At 43.2% G+C, this 14537-nt stretch carries 13 protein-coding genes and 1 pseudogene; 10 read left to right on the plus strand and 4 right to left on the minus strand.

Annotation, left to right across the window (positions count from 1 at the left end):
- The first annotated feature begins 295 nt into the window (after window positions 1–295).
- The 7 genes from V7K98_RS24270 (at window position 296) to V7K98_RS24300 (ending at window position 7266) form a co-directional block, all read left to right on the plus strand.
- Entirely contained in the window at window positions 296–847 is a 552-nt protein-coding gene (locus V7K98_RS24270) for an alpha/beta hydrolase (RefSeq protein ID WP_335026532.1), read from the plus strand.
- Between the two features lie 103 nt (window positions 848–950).
- Window positions 951–1502, plus strand: coding sequence for an HdeD family acid-resistance protein (locus V7K98_RS24275; protein WP_335026558.1), 552 nt, complete (start codon window positions 951–953; stop codon window positions 1500–1502).
- Between the two features lie 17 nt (window positions 1503–1519).
- Window positions 1520–1678 (plus strand): hypothetical protein, encoded by a 159-nt coding sequence (locus V7K98_RS24280; RefSeq protein WP_335026534.1) that lies wholly within the window; start codon window positions 1520–1522, stop codon window positions 1676–1678.
- A gap of 12 nt (window positions 1679–1690) precedes the next feature.
- Complete coding sequence (locus tag V7K98_RS24285; protein WP_335026536.1) at window positions 1691–3793, plus strand: glycoside hydrolase family 10 protein; 2103 nt, start codon at window positions 1691–1693, stop codon at window positions 3791–3793.
- 43 nt (window positions 3794–3836) lie between these two features.
- Entirely contained in the window at window positions 3837–4652 is an 816-nt protein-coding gene (locus V7K98_RS24290; protein ID WP_335026538.1) for a class I SAM-dependent methyltransferase, read from the plus strand.
- Between the two features lie 427 nt (window positions 4653–5079).
- The gene (locus V7K98_RS24295; protein WP_335026540.1) at window positions 5080–6390 is read left to right on the plus strand and encodes an efflux RND transporter periplasmic adaptor subunit; all 1311 of its coding nucleotides are present in this window, start codon (window positions 5080–5082) and stop codon (window positions 6388–6390) included.
- A gap of 135 nt (window positions 6391–6525) precedes the next feature.
- On the plus strand, window positions 6526–7266 hold the full coding sequence (locus V7K98_RS24300; protein ID WP_335026542.1) for an SDR family oxidoreductase: 741 nt from the start codon (window positions 6526–6528) through the stop codon (window positions 7264–7266).
- A 104-nt stretch (window positions 7267–7370) separates the two neighbouring features.
- On the opposite strand, the gene V7K98_RS24305 is transcribed toward V7K98_RS24300, so the two are convergent.
- Together V7K98_RS24305 and V7K98_RS24310 are read right to left on the minus strand one after the other, a co-directional pair.
- Window positions 7371–7946, minus strand: a complete 576-nt coding sequence (locus V7K98_RS24305) for a TMEM175 family protein (RefSeq protein WP_335026545.1) — start codon at window positions 7944–7946, stop codon at window positions 7371–7373.
- A 554-nt stretch (window positions 7947–8500) separates the two neighbouring features.
- The gene (locus tag V7K98_RS24310; protein ID WP_335026547.1) at window positions 8501–9136 is read right to left on the minus strand and encodes a transaldolase family protein; all 636 of its coding nucleotides are present in this window, start codon (window positions 9134–9136) and stop codon (window positions 8501–8503) included.
- A gap of 198 nt (window positions 9137–9334) precedes the next feature.
- Between V7K98_RS24310 and V7K98_RS24315 the strand changes: the two genes are divergently transcribed.
- Complete coding sequence (locus V7K98_RS24315; protein WP_335026549.1) at window positions 9335–11860, plus strand: sigma 54-interacting transcriptional regulator; 2526 nt, start codon at window positions 9335–9337, stop codon at window positions 11858–11860.
- 30 nt (window positions 11861–11890) lie between these two features.
- On the opposite strand, the pseudogene V7K98_RS24320 reads toward V7K98_RS24315, so the two are convergent.
- Both V7K98_RS24320 and V7K98_RS24325 read right to left on the minus strand, forming a co-directional pair.
- Window positions 11891–12202: pseudogene (locus V7K98_RS24320) on the minus strand (DUF4351 domain-containing protein); the annotation flags it as partial.
- Window position 12203: 1 nt separating this feature from the next.
- Complete coding sequence (locus V7K98_RS24325) at window positions 12204–13055, minus strand: Rpn family recombination-promoting nuclease/putative transposase (RefSeq protein WP_335026551.1); 852 nt, start codon at window positions 13053–13055, stop codon at window positions 12204–12206.
- 227 nt (window positions 13056–13282) lie between these two features.
- Here V7K98_RS24325 and V7K98_RS24330 point away from each other — a divergent pair, with 227 nt between their 5' ends.
- Window positions 13283–13621, plus strand: coding sequence for a hypothetical protein (locus V7K98_RS24330; RefSeq protein WP_335026553.1), 339 nt, complete (start codon window positions 13283–13285; stop codon window positions 13619–13621).
- A 65-nt stretch (window positions 13622–13686) separates the two neighbouring features.
- Window positions 13687–14537: HEAT repeat domain-containing protein (locus V7K98_RS24335; RefSeq protein ID WP_335026555.1), on the plus strand; the 851-nt coding region annotated here is incomplete at its 3' end.

Here is a 14537-nt window from a genome sequence, read left to right on the forward strand (position 1 = left end):
TGTACCCTCTGAATGACCCTCTTCAACCCATAGCAGGAGTATCATTTTCCATTAAGCGCCTACTATGAACGACTAGGAAATCAAATTCCAGTATATCTGCCTTTGAAATTATGGACTGGAAGTACAGGTGGAAAAATGGCTATAAACCAAGCCGAGATGAAAAAGTCTTTGCAACAAGTTGGCTGTAGGGAGATACATTTTTACGCCCCTACAGCAGGAATTTTTGTAAAATAATATAACGCTTGGGCATTTTCTGCCTACGTATGCTCCACACCATTATAAAAAGTTCGACAAAATGCAGATTTCTCAAATTTTCAATCGATTGAACAATAGCAAATTCACTAAATTGCTCAGTCAAACACTAGCTTTAGGCGTAGGTGCTATTGTTCTTCTCTCAAGTACTAATGCGAATGCTGCCGAGCAAGTTGTTTTAAAGTATGGTACTTTTCAGGGAAAAATCTCTGTTCAAGAATTAAGTCAGTTTACAGAAACTGGCAAGACTACCCCGACATTACAAGCTTATTTAGAGGCAGCTAAACAAGACCCAGAAGTAGCCCGTAAAGCCTTGAAAGCCCCAATAAAAGCCGATCCTGCCTTTTTAAATAATTTGCTGTCTAGCTGGGCAGGGCCAATTTTAGTTAACCAAATTGGTGAGGTAGTTCACCCTTCCACTGGACAACTAGATCAGCAGGCGCTGCGAAGTGCTTTAAGTGCATCTATTCAACAAAATGGTGAAGTTACACTCCTTGGAGCCATTCAAAATTATCCTAATACTTCTGTTGAACTTGAAGGCGATCGCCTCATCTCCGTTTATGAACGCCTAAGCAGTCTTGCAAAACTCTTATGAGGGGTAGCTACTGCTGAAATTTAATACCCATGAGTCTATCTTAGGGTTCTATACTGTGACTGAAAAATTATCTAATCTAATTGTAGAGTTAGAGAAAGTTTATATGACTACCAACATTTCTAGAGATATTAACAAGGATCTTAATGGGTCACTCATAAGTGGTGTTCTCCTAAGTATTTTGGGGGTGATTGCGATCGCAGCGCCTAATTTCACCACCCTATTCACCGAAACTTGGATTGCGGCAATTTTGATTTTCGCCGGATTTACAAAACTAGTGTACGCCACTCAAACCCGCGATCGCGGAGGTTTTATTTGGAAACTTCTATTGAGCGGACTCTATATTGCAACGGGTATAATGCTGTTTGTTTATCCTTTAACAGGTATTCTCACACTGACTCTGTTGCTTGGAACCTTTTTGCTAACTGAAGGTACATTCGAGTTAATTCTGGCATTCCAGTTACGTCCACAACAAAACTGGACGTGGGTACTAGGTAATGGCATTATTACGCTAGTCTTAGGCGCAATGATTTGGTTCGAGTGGCCTTTCAATGCACCCTGGCTTCTCGGCACACTAGTTGGTATCAGCATTATTTTCAGTGGCATTTCCCGCGTGATGTTATCGTTAAACGCGCGTTCAACCTCAAATCCTACTTAGTAAATAGGGAATGGGGAATGGGGAATAGGAAAGAGCAATTATCAATGCCCAATGCCCAATGCCCAATGCCCAATTCCCAATTCCCAATTCCCAAACAAAGTTTACAAGACATTGCAGCAGCGATCGCCAAGAAAATTGTTAAATTAACTAAGGAAATCAAAATCAAGGCCAGCTAGCTGCAATCAACAATGGTATCTATTGCTACTTCCTTCTCGGATATTCAAAACCATTGGGCACGCTTATTTATTACAGCCTTAGCCCAACGTGGTATTCTCAGTGGGTCGCCTAATGGCACATATCGCCCCGATAACTCCCTCACCCGCGCTGAATTTGCCGCCATCGTCGCCAACGCATTTGGCACAATTACCAAGAAGCGGCAATATATCCCCTTTGTTGATGTACCTACGAATTATTGGGCAGCAGCTGCCATTCAAACAGCTTACGAAAAAGCATTTGTTAGCGGTTTTCTTGATAAAAGTTTCCGCCCCGCCGAACGAATTACTAGGGCGGAAGTTTTAATTTCCTTGGTAGCGGGCTTAGAAATTGCCACTAAGGTTAAACCCGATCTCCTCTCAGCACTGCCACAAATTTATCAAGATTCTATTCAGATTCCTGCCTATGGTAGAAATCAAATAGCTATTGCTACAAGCGCTGGATTAGTGGTTAGTCACCCAAATATCAAATTACTCAACCCCAATCTTGCAGCCACCCGTGCAGATGTAGCAGTAATTATTTATCAAGCTTTGGTGTATTTAGGTAAAGCAGAAAAAATTGCCTCTATTTACTTAGTTCAGCCGCCAACACCAACGCCAACACCAATACCAACGCCAATACCAATACCAACGCCAACACCAATACCAACGCCAACGCCAACGCCAATACCAACACCCGCACCTGTTGGTAGCGTTAAGGTTAATCATAGTCGGGAATTTCGGGGGGCCTGGGTAGTATCTGTGTGGAATGGTGATTGGCCTTCCAAAGCAGGACTTCCTGTTGCTCAACAGAAAGCTGAACTCACTGAGATTATTACTAAATTACAAGAGCTAAACTTCAATGCCCTGATCTTTCAGGTGCGACCGGAGGGAGACGCTTTATATGAATCGCAATTAGAACCTTGGAGTGCTTGGATTACAGGAACTCAGGGGAAAGCACCAGAACCATTTTACGATCCTTTAGCGTTTGCGATCGCAGAATGTCACAAGCGCAATATTGAACTTCATGCTTGGTTCAACCCTTACCGAGCCAGCACTTCCACCGATCCAGCTAAAACAGTGCGTCCCCACATCGCAGCTACCAATCCAGAAAGCGTTTATTTGTGGAAAACTCAACGCTGGATGGATCCAGGACTGAAAATAGTTCAAGATAGAGCTTACAACGTAATTATCGATGTAGTGAAGCGCTACGACGTTGATGGCATTCACTTAGATGATTATTTCTATCCATATCCCATCGACGGACAACCTTTCCCTGATGAAAAAACCTACGCTGCACATAAAGCAGTCGGTGGTACACTCAGCCTTGGCGACTGGCGACGCGACAATGTTAACAGAATGGTACAGCGCCTCTGGCAGGGAATTAAAACAACCAAATCGGACGTGAAATTTGGTATTAGTCCCTTTGGGATTTATCGCCCCGGACAACCCACTGGTATTACTGGGTTAGATGCTTACAATGTGCTATATGCCGACTCAAAAAAATGGTTAGAAGAAGGTTGGATTGATTATATTGCGCCTCAACTTTACTGGCGCACAGACCAAACACAACAAAGTTATTCGGCATTGCTACAGTGGTGGACACAGGTAAACACAAAGCAAAGACACGTTTACGCTGGTAACAATTTGACAGAACCAAGCAACAAGAGTCGAGAGAGTGATGAGATTGAAAAGCAGGTGAAAATTAGTCGTAGCCAAGCTGGACGGTTGTCACTGGGGAATATCTTCTTTAATCTCGCTGTTTTGACGCAAAATAGTCAGGGCATAGCTGATAAATTCCAAAGTCTGCTTTATAACAAACCTGCGCTACCGCCAACTTTGCCTTGGCAAGATACAACACCACCCCCTCCACCCATTGGATTACAAGTCAATAACCGCAAACTGAGTTGGCAGCCTGGAGATAATCAACCAGTTCGTTCTTGGACACTTTATCGGCAAGCTGGCGATACTTGGACAATTCAACGAATTTTGTCTGCTGGTACAACCTTTGCTACTGTGCAACAAGCAGGCACTTATGCCGTATGTGCGGTAGATAGATTGGCCAATGAGAGTGCGGGAACAGTGATTACAGTAAGTTAAGCAATTAGCGTGATTTGAACCATTGAGTGACCAAAACTAGCTTATGCAAGACTCTAGACAAGAAATAAATGCCAGAGCTTCTATGAATTTGGAACAGCGAAGGAATTGGTATTCTCCCGTTGCTGATGTTTATTACAAAGCCAGACCACAATATCCAAAGGAACTAATCGATCGGTCTGTCATTTTAGCTCAACTTGACTCAGATGCAGCGATTCTTGAGGTCGGTTGTGGCCCAGGAAATGCGACGGTAGCTTTTGCTCAATTTGGTTTTTCAATGAGGTGTATTGAGCCAAACCAAGATTTTTGTCATTTGGCACAACGCAACTGTGCAACCTATCCAAACGTTGCAATCCACAACACCTCATTTGAGGAGTGGGAACTGGAAGCAAAACAGTTCAATGCCGTTATATCTGCTAATGCCTTTCATTGGATACCGTCAGAGATTCGGTATGCCAAGGCAGCGACGGCATTACATGACAACGGGTGTCTCATCCTGCTATGGAATCTAACCCCTGAACTAAAATACGAAGTTTACCAAGCAATCTTTGAAGTGTATCAAGCCTATGCTCCCTCACTTGTCCGGTATGAAGGTGCGAAAACTCAAGCGGAAATTTTGAGAGGGTTTGAACAAGACATTCTAGACTCCGGTTATTTTAAGGAGTTGGTGACTGAGCAAATCGCGTGTGAGATTACGTACAGCATTGATGACTACCTTAAGCTATTAAGTACGATGAGGAGACTGGAGCCAAAGGTGAAGGAGTTGCTATTTGCAGGATTGCGGGAAAAGCTAAGGAACTTTGGAGACAGTGTACAACTCTCGTTTCTTTCTGCTGTTCACGTTGCCCGAAAAGATGGATAAGCTGTATCAAGCAACCCGCGATCCTACCCTACGTAACTGTTGGTAAAGCTTTTGTTGACTTGCCAGAAGCAGAGTTTAGCCGTTAATTCTTTAATCGTAAGCCTGACAATAAAGACTTTTAAGGGATTGAGCTATGGTCAACTAGCCGTATTATTAACTCACATATTGACTGACTCAGCGAAATAACTGACTTTCTACGGTGGGATTATGGGTATGCTAGCACCACCAAAGCTTGTCTATAATAACTGGATGGAAAATTAGGGATTCACCTTTGGGTAGATTTAGACAGAATCATCAAAACTGTATATTTGGATGGGGTAACACATAATTTGTCACAAAACCTCATGCTAAATCAGTAATTTCAATATCAACAGATGAAATTTTGATGTAATTGTAGTTAATTTATCCCTTAAGTTCCTCATAAGCCATGACATCCCCTGAGCCTCAAACTGATCGTGGAGACGAAACTCCACAAACCTCATTTGAGCCACCTTCTGGAAAACGGCGGTGGCTTTGGTTATTTTTACCTGCACTATTATTGTTAGGGGGCGGAACAGCCCTAGTTTGGCGTTTGCTCACTCCGCAAAATTCAACGCCTGCAACCGCTAACGTTCAACCTCAAGGGGTAAGGGTCAAAATATCCACAGTACAAAGCGGCATAATAGAGGAAAGTTCAGATTTTATTGCTAGCCTAAAATCTCAGCGCTCAGTCACAATCGGGCCGAGAATTCAGGGCCAAGTTACCCAAATATTTGTCAAACCGGGAGATCCAGTTGTCGAAGGAGCGCCAATTATCCAAGTAGATCGTACAGCACAATCTGCGATCGCTCCTAACAATGCTCCACCTCAAGCATTTTTATTGCAACTAGAAAATGCCCGTACTATACTCAAATCTCTGGAAGCCCAACGATCATCTTATGTTGCGAATGTGCAATTGTATCAGCAAACCTACGAAAAGTATTCTATCCTAGCTGAACAAGGAGCCATCTCTCGACAGACTCGCAATCAATTTGCCGATCGGCTTGCCAATGCTAAAACTAGTCTTAATGCAATTGATTCCAGGATTCAAGCACAAACAGCCAACATTAGGCAAGCTGAAAAAACCTTGCCGCAAGCTAATGTAAATACTCAAACACAACAAATCCAGTCTGACAAAATTACTGCTCCCTTTAATGGCACTGTCGGTAACATGGCTGTGAAAGTAGGTGATTTAGTTAATACTTCTACACAATTAGTTAATATCACCCAAAATCGACCTTTAGAATTGAACATCTCTGTGCCATTACAGCAAGGGCTGCAATTGCGTAAGGGAATGCCAGTGGAAGTAATGAATACACAAGGTCAAAAACTGGGTAGAAGTAGGGTATTTTTCATTGCGCCTACTGCTAATAATGAAACACCAGGGATACTTGTTAAAGCACTTTTTGACAACCCTAACGGTCAATTACGTGCAGATCAATTGGTAAGGGCTAGATTATTTTGGAATCAGCGCCCCGGAATTTTAATCCCCACAACAGCAATGACTCGTGTCGGTGGCGATACTTTTGTGTATGTAGTTGAAACCGAAATATCTCCCCAAGGTTTATCTCAACAAGTAGCTCGACAAAGGCGCGTGAAGCTAGGCGAAATCAAAGATAATAATTACCAAGTGATTGAAGGATTACAGCCAGAAGATAAAGTTATTATCTCAGGGTTGCTCAATCTTAGAGATGGTGTTGCGATCGTTCCAGAATCTTAAATTAACTACCCAGACCTGAACGAATTAGGTCTGGGTTTTTGCCTCCAGACTAGTAAATATCGCTAAATTTAACCTTGCTATTGTACTTTAACAGCAGATAATCACCTTGGCAAACCAAAAAAACTAGATTAATTTATGTCATCTTTAACAGGGAAAGTTGCAATTATTACTGGTGCATCGCGGGGAATTGGACGTGCCATCGCACTAAAATTAGCTGGTAACGGCGCATCTATTGTCGTCAACTATGCAGGTAATGTAGTCAAAGCGCAGGAAGTTGTTGCAGAAATTGAAAAGTTGGGAGTAGAAGCGATCGCTATTCAAGCCGATATTAGCAAAGTACCCGACATCCAACGGCTGTTTGAGCAAACACTTCAACGCTTTGGCAAAGTTGATATTTTGGTAAACAATGCCGGAATCGCCTTCTATAAAGCGATTACTGAGGTGACAGAAGAAGATTTCGATGCGATTTTTGCTATTAACGTCAAAGGTACTTATTTTGCTTGCCAACAAGCCGCGCAACATTTATCAGAAGGCGGACGGATTATCAACTTTTCTTCATCAACTACAGTGATGATGCTGCCAACTTATAGTGCTTATGTCGGAACCAAAGGCGCTGTTGAACAAATCACGCGGGTACTAGCTAAAGAATTGGGTGCAAAAGCGATCGCAGTTAATGTTATTTCTCCTGGCCCCACCGATACAGAACTGTTTCGAGAAGGCAAAACCCAAGAACAGATAGATCGCTTGGCTCAAATGGCTGCTTTTGGCAAACTGGGAGATGTGCAAGAAATTGCCGATGTAGTAGCATTTCTCGCTAGCGATGAAGCCAGATGGATTACTGGGCAAAACATTCGTGTAAACGGTGGAATCGCGTGAGGCGATCTCAGCTTTTCTCACACGTGTTTTATGCGGCGACGGATTTTGCCGTTATGATGTTTTTTGTGTTTAGGTATTGCACTTGTAGGTAATTCATCATTAGCTTAGGAAGTCAGAGTCTTCTCAATGCGACGGTCAGGGATAAGCCAAATAATTGCAACTAAAACGTATAATGCACAGGCAAACCATGAGTTCAAAAAGGCAAGTGCAATTGCTACAGCATAGAACACCACCGATATTTTTCCTTTGAAATCTTCACCAACTGCGATCGCTAATGTTGAATCTCTACCGTGATGAGAAATCAGGGCGCGGGTAAGAATGTAGTATGCGATCGCATTCAACAACAACACCGTACCATAGAGTGCAACTGGCGTAGCGGCAAAGTGATTTTCGCCCATCCAGCCTGTGACGAAGGGAATTAGCGACAACCAAAACAGCAAATGCAGATTAGCCCAAAGGATACGTCCATTAACCTGTCGGACTGCTTGTAGTAGGTGATGGTGATTGTTCCAGTAGATGCCGATATAAATAAAACTCAGCACATAACTCAGAAATACTGGGATAAGCGGACGCAGCGCGGCTAAATCGAACCCATGCGGCACTTTGATTTCTAGCACCATAATGGTGATGATGATGGCAATCACTCCATCACTAAAAGCTTCTAACCTCCCTTTGCCCATATCCGCATTCCTTTTGTATTTACTTGAGGTTAAGTTATGACACTCTGTACTTTATCTTACTAAAAGTGACCACATCAAACCACTCGATTAAAATACTAAACTATTCCTCCAACTTGATTCTACAGTGGGTATTCTTATTGACCTGATAAACTTTTAGTCAGGTTATCAGTAATGTCTGCGATCGCAGAGCGTAATAACTTTTCGTAAATTTCTCAGTAAATAATGTGAAGAATATGCAAAGTTGTCTCTTGAAGCAAAGATATCTAAGTAAAAAGGTAAAATTCCTGAATTGATCGTAGATAAAGCATATAAAAAAGATTTTCTACCATTTTTATGTTGATTATTACCAAAGTACTGTCAGGCAGCAAAAAGCTTTCTTACTTTACCTAACATAACTTTAGTAATCAATTGCTGCGACTAAAAAATACAGCAGCGACAATAATTAAACCTAAAAGCGCGAGAGGAACCCAGAGATTAGAGATATCTGACAAACTCATATTTAATTACGAATTACGAATTACGTTCGCGGAGCGTGCCGGAGGCTCTATTACGAATTATCTTAAACCTATACCTCCTTTAGCAAATTCTTCAACAGTTTTCTGTGAAAATTCATGAGTTGCGATCGCCTGCAACATTGCCAATGGTAAAGTCAAATGATGCGCCCCGGCTTGCAGTGAAGCAGCTGCTTCTTCGGGAGATTTGATACTAGCTGCCAAAATTTCCGTATCACTACCTTTGAGGACGCTAGCCATATCCCGCACTAAGGCAATACCATCACCTAACAACCTCGTAGCCCGATTTACATAAGCTATGGCAATTTTCGCTCCTGCCTCCCGTGCAACTGCTGCTTGGGCTGCACTGTAAATTGCTGTCACCGAACAGGTAATTTCTGGTGATAGACTCGCCACTACTTCAAATCCTAGCGGTGTTGCGGGAATCTTCAAAATTGTTTGTGAACCAATAATCTCGAAAGCTTTTCTACCTTCAGCTAGCATCCCAGCTTTATCGGATGACACAAGTTGATAGTATAACGGGCCATTTGTCAAGGCGACCAATTTTTTGAGCGTGGTTTCTGGTGGGGTATCGCTTTGAGACAACAGCGTGGGATTAGTTGTAATGCCTTGCACCCATCCCCAAAGTTTTACCACTTCAGCTTCAGATGCGATCGCTGAGTCTAGATAAATTGCCATAGTTCATCCCCGCTCAATTTTCAGATATTAATCCATAACAGCCGCACAAAGATATTTTGACATTCTTTCAGAGGATAATTTCTTTGATAGCGGTTATTGTTTCGATGTAATACTCGGTAAATTAGCATATTTGTGTGCTTTTACTGTATTCCACCGAATTGAAAACAGTTATACAGCAGCTTACACGGAGAAATTAAGATGACATCTCCAGAAACGATTATATGGCTACAAGAACGCACTTCTTTAGGAATTCTCTCGCCTGAAGTGTTAAATGCGATCGCACAAGTAATTGAAGAACAGGTTGTAAGTGCCGAAACTGACTTAGTTAGCGAAGGCACTCCTCCAGAAGCCCTTTATATTCTTGTAGAAGGTCAACTCGAAAGCAATACCACCAATGAAACCAACCCAGCCTTAGCTTGTGGATTCCTTCCCGGATCGGTGATTGAACTCAAAGAATTGCTATTGGATGAATTAACTCCATTCACAATTACTACAGTAACTGAATGTCACTTCTGGGTTGTGGCTGGTGCTAAATTTCGGGAACTAGTCACCCAATACCCCGAAATCGCTAAGGCTTTTTCCCGCCAATTGGCTCAAGAATTAGCTCAAGCTACATCTGCACTTAGCTATGAACAAGAACGTTCTGTAGCTTTGCGACCATATTTAGTTACCAAAGCCCAACGGGGAATTGTCGGTACGAGTCGCTATGCTGTGCGGTTGCGAGAACAAATTCGAGAAGCAGCTGCTGATCGCAAATCAGTGGATATTTTCGGCGAACCAGGGTTAGAAAAAGACAACATAGCAGCCCTGATCCATTTTGGTTCTCCAAAACGGCGAGAACCAATAATTAAAGTCAATTGCGGTATTCTGCAAACAAGCGGCGCAGACTTATTTGGTCGTGCTGGCGGTAAACCAGGACTGTTGGAATGGTTGGGAGAGGGTACTTTAGTTCTCAACAACATCCAAGAATTGCCCGATGAATTATTACCTCCCGTGACACAGTTGCTCAAAACTGGCACATATACCCCTGTAAGCCGTTCGGGAGAATCAACACCTGAACCCCGCCCCAGTAAAGCCAGAATTCTGATTGTTTCAGAAAAAACTCAGCCGACAGTTGAACGTTCTGTTGGTCACATTATTAAAGTCCCACCGTTACGGGTGCGGAAAGCTGATATTCAGGTACAGGTCGAATATTATACTAGTCTCTACACTCGATCTAGAGGCGTTTCTAAACCGCATATCACCCCAGAAGCTTTACGTCGCCTCCAGTCTTATGATTTTCCTGGAAACCTCAAGGAACTCAAAAATCTGGTAGAAAGAGCGATCGTGCAAGCGGAGGGTGCTAATGAATTAACAGAAGAAATTTTCTGGCCAGCCGAAACCAAGAAAAAACGGTTTCGGGTGAATTTATTAAATGTTTATCCTGATTTACGGAAGTTTTTACGGAGTCCTTGGTGGCCCGATCGCATTAATTATGGTTTTACGGCAACGGCCTTTGCAATCATCATTGCAGTGTTGTTTATTGGGCCACAAACCCGCGATCGCAATTTCGTATTAAATTTCTTTTGGGCTTGGTGGTGGCCGTTCTTCTTATTTCTCTTTCCCTTTTTGGGACGTATCTGGTGTTCTGTTTGTCCCTTCATGATTTACGGGGAAATTACCCAAAAGTTATCTCTCTGGCTGTGGCCGCGACAACTCAAACGCTGGCCGAGACAGCAAGCTGAGAAATGGGGCGGATGGTTCATGTTTGGTTTATTCACCCTAATTTTCTTATGGGAGGAACTCTGGCATTTAGAAAATACTGCTTACCTCAGCGCTTGTTTGCTGCTGTTAATTACAGCTGGGGCGATGATTTTCTCCGCCATTTTTGAGCGGCGGTTTTGGTGTCGATATCTTTGCCCCATCGGTGGGATGAATGGTTTATTTGCCAAACTCTCAATGACAGAACTCCGCGCCCAGCAAGGGATATGTTCTGCCAGTTGCACCACCTATCAATGTTATAAAGGTGGGCCACAAAAGGGCGAAGGGCTGGAAACTAATGGATGTCCTTTATACTCGCACCCCGCGCAGTTAGAAGATAACAGAGATTGCGTACTGTGTATGACTTGCCTAAAAGCCTGTCCCCATCGTTCCGTCGAGTTCAACTTGCGTCCCCCTGGAATTGAACTGTGGACAACTCATGTACCCCGCACTTATGAAGTAGCATTATTGTTTTTGCTGTTGGGTGGGATATATCTGCATAGATTGCCAGAATTGCAATCTTGGTTGGGGTTACAACTGGATTTAACTCAGTTTTGGCAGCACTTCGGATTATCGCTGCTAGTGTTAATTATCCCAGCGATATTTACCTTTGGGGCTTATGGTTTGCTGAAACTGTTGAATTTTAACCGGAAGCCAAAATCATTTGTAGAACTTGCTTATGGCTACCTACCATTGGTTTTGGGTGGGAACTTAGCTCACTATCTGCGTTTGGGTTTAGGCGAAGGCGGGCGGATTTTACCTGTTACCTTTGCTACTTTTGGTTTGAGTGGAGAACAATTGCCAATATTGGTTGCTCACCCGGCTGTGATTGCCTTTTTGCAAGGTACAACGATAATTTTCTCAGTGTTGATGACTATGTTGTTAACGCAAAAAATTGCACGGCAATCAGTGCGATCGCTCCTTGGGCAACACCTAGCAGCGATCGCTTTGGCAGCTAGTATGTGGGCAATTATCGTGTTGTAAAAACATTCCCTTTTCAGAAGAAAGACATTGCTACTCTAATGTAGTAAACCAGGATTCTAAATCCGCGTTCGGCTTTGCCGTTCCCCCTTGGGGAATCGCTTGAAAATCCAACAATGCTTCACCAAGATTTTCTAATTGTTCTAAAGAGAGAGTTTCAATCTGCGATCGCACCTCTTGGGGTAATTCTCCCACCCGTCGAGTCAGTTGACGGAGAATGAGCAATTGCCCTTCCGCTTTTCGTCCGCGTTGTTCTCCACGTTGTTCGCCTTCAGCGAGAATTTCTTGATAAATTACTGACTCGCGCATCATACCCTCCCGAAATAATTGTCGAATCAAATCCTTGCTACTCTAATGTAGTAAACCAGGATTCTAAATCCGCGATCGCTTGAAAATCCAACAATGCTTCACCAAGATTTTCTAATTGTTCTAAGGAGAGATTTTCAATCTGCGATCGCACCTCTTGGGGTAATTCTCCCACCCGTCGAGTCAGTTGACGGAGAATGAGCAATTGCCCTTCTGCTTCCCGTCCACGTTGTTCTCCACGTTGTTCGCCTCGTTGTTCGCCTTCAGCAAGAATTTCTTGATAAATTACTGATTCGCGCATCATACCCTCCCGAAATAATTGTCGAATCAAATCCTGATTGTATTTTAACCCCGCTAAGATTTGGGTGTAGGCGGAAATTTCTGGTCGTTGTCTTAGCTCAAGTTGATTGACTTTTTCCACAACTTGTTGTAGTAAGCCTTGAGGTTGCGTGGTTGCTGCCAGTGGTGCTAATGGTAATAAAGCTGGGTCATTGAGGAATGATTCAGGATTTTCTGACCACATTTGAATCACGCGATATTCATGACGAGTAGTTTCGACTGAAAAGACAGTTTCAATTACCGTTCCTGGTGCAGGGGGAAGCAATAATACGACAACTTGGGTTATGGGTAGACGATATAAACGATACAAGCGTACCCAATAATCTAGCATCCGCAAGGGTAGTGGCGGTGTAGATTCTAGTTTGGTTTGAAATTCCAGGTGGAGAATACGTCCTTCTAACTGTAAGAACGTAACGTAATCAGCGCGAATCGGTTCAATACTCAATTCGGTTTTGAGAACTTTGACGGAAGTTTGCTCTGTACCCAAAACCCAACTAGCAAAACGTTCGGGATGTTTTTCGGACAGTAGTTTGCAGAGGTTATCAAAAGACATTGACGATCGCCAACTATTGAATGAGACATTGCTATTATCTCGTGTAGCAGCATTTAGCTGCGATCGCTCTGAGAGCTAGTATGCAGACGATGATCTCTCTCCAAAAAGGCTAATCACTTAGGCTAGGTGCAAAAAGTGAGTTAAAAACATTCTTCTTCCCTACGAACGTGATAGAAAATACTTATATAACTTATGATTTTTGACTCATAGTGTAAGGATTACAGATAATGCATGTTCTCAAAAGATCCATCAAACCAGCACCTTATATATCATTCCTGCACATCTACCAAACGACTTGGGGGACTGCTGGTGATATTTGTTTAATCCGTGAAGCTGTGGCGGAAGAAAGTACAGCCAAGTTTGTTGGGCATAAAATCCAGCTAGCAGTGCCAAAAGGGTTGGAGCGCGATCGCATCGCCAATTGTCCCATAATCAAAGTTGCAGGTAATGTCGGCGATGGACATCCGAAAGAGCATCCCTTGGAATGGGAGGCTTATGAAGGTGTAAATACAGAACTAGCGGAAGCGGCTCTCAAACCTTGGGGCTTCAAGTTAATTGAACTTTAATGTAGGTGGCGAGTTGATTCAGTTCAACTCGCCGGGACGTAGCGCATTACCCATTGGCTTCAACCATGTCTAAGCATCTACTTAAAAAGCGATCGCCTTTTTTCCTTTTCCCCTTTACCCTGCTGTTGACTCTCCTCCTCTTCCTGCCTTGGGTAAGCGCGAAAGAAGCGCCTAAGCCGACACCGGAAGCGTGGCAGATTAACGGTATCGTTGCTGCCCTTGATGATGGATATGACGGAGTAAAGAAACTCGCTTTTGATAAATTTAATGAATATGATCTAAAAAATTTAAAATCGGTAGTTCACAAACCAGAGAATATTGCTCAAAAAGCTGCGAAAATCCTGAAGGATAAAACCGTTGACAATGGTGTTCGTTCCAATGCAGCAGAGGCATTGGGAAATCTGGGGGACGCTGCCAAACCCTACGTCAAAGACATCCTTGGGGAAGTCGAGGATAAAACCGTTGATCCCTCTGTTCGTTACTATGCAACACAGGCATTGGGAAATCTGAGGGAATCTGCCAAACCCCACGTCCCCCACGTCAAAGACATCGCTGACGTCCTGAAGGATAAAACCTTAGACCCCTCTGTTCGTTCCAATGCAGTATATACATTGGGATATCTGGGGGAGGCTGCCAAACCCTACGTCAAAGACATCCTCGACTTACTCAAGGATAAAACCATTGACCCCTCTGTTCGTTCCAATGCAGCAGAAGCATTGGGAAATCTGGGGGAGGAAGCTGTCAAACCCTACGTCAAAGACATCCTCGACTTACTCAAGGATAAAACTGTTGACTCTACTGTTCGTTACCGTGCAGCAGTGGCATTGGGAAATCTGGGGGAGGAAGCTGTCAAACCCTACGTCAAAGACATCCTCGACTTACTCAAGGATAAAACTGTTGACTCTACTGTTCGTTA

It is taken from the genome of Nostoc sp., assembly GCF_036917435.1.
In the GTDB taxonomy this organism is placed as follows: domain Bacteria; phylum Cyanobacteriota; class Cyanobacteriia; order Cyanobacteriales; family Nostocaceae; genus Nostoc.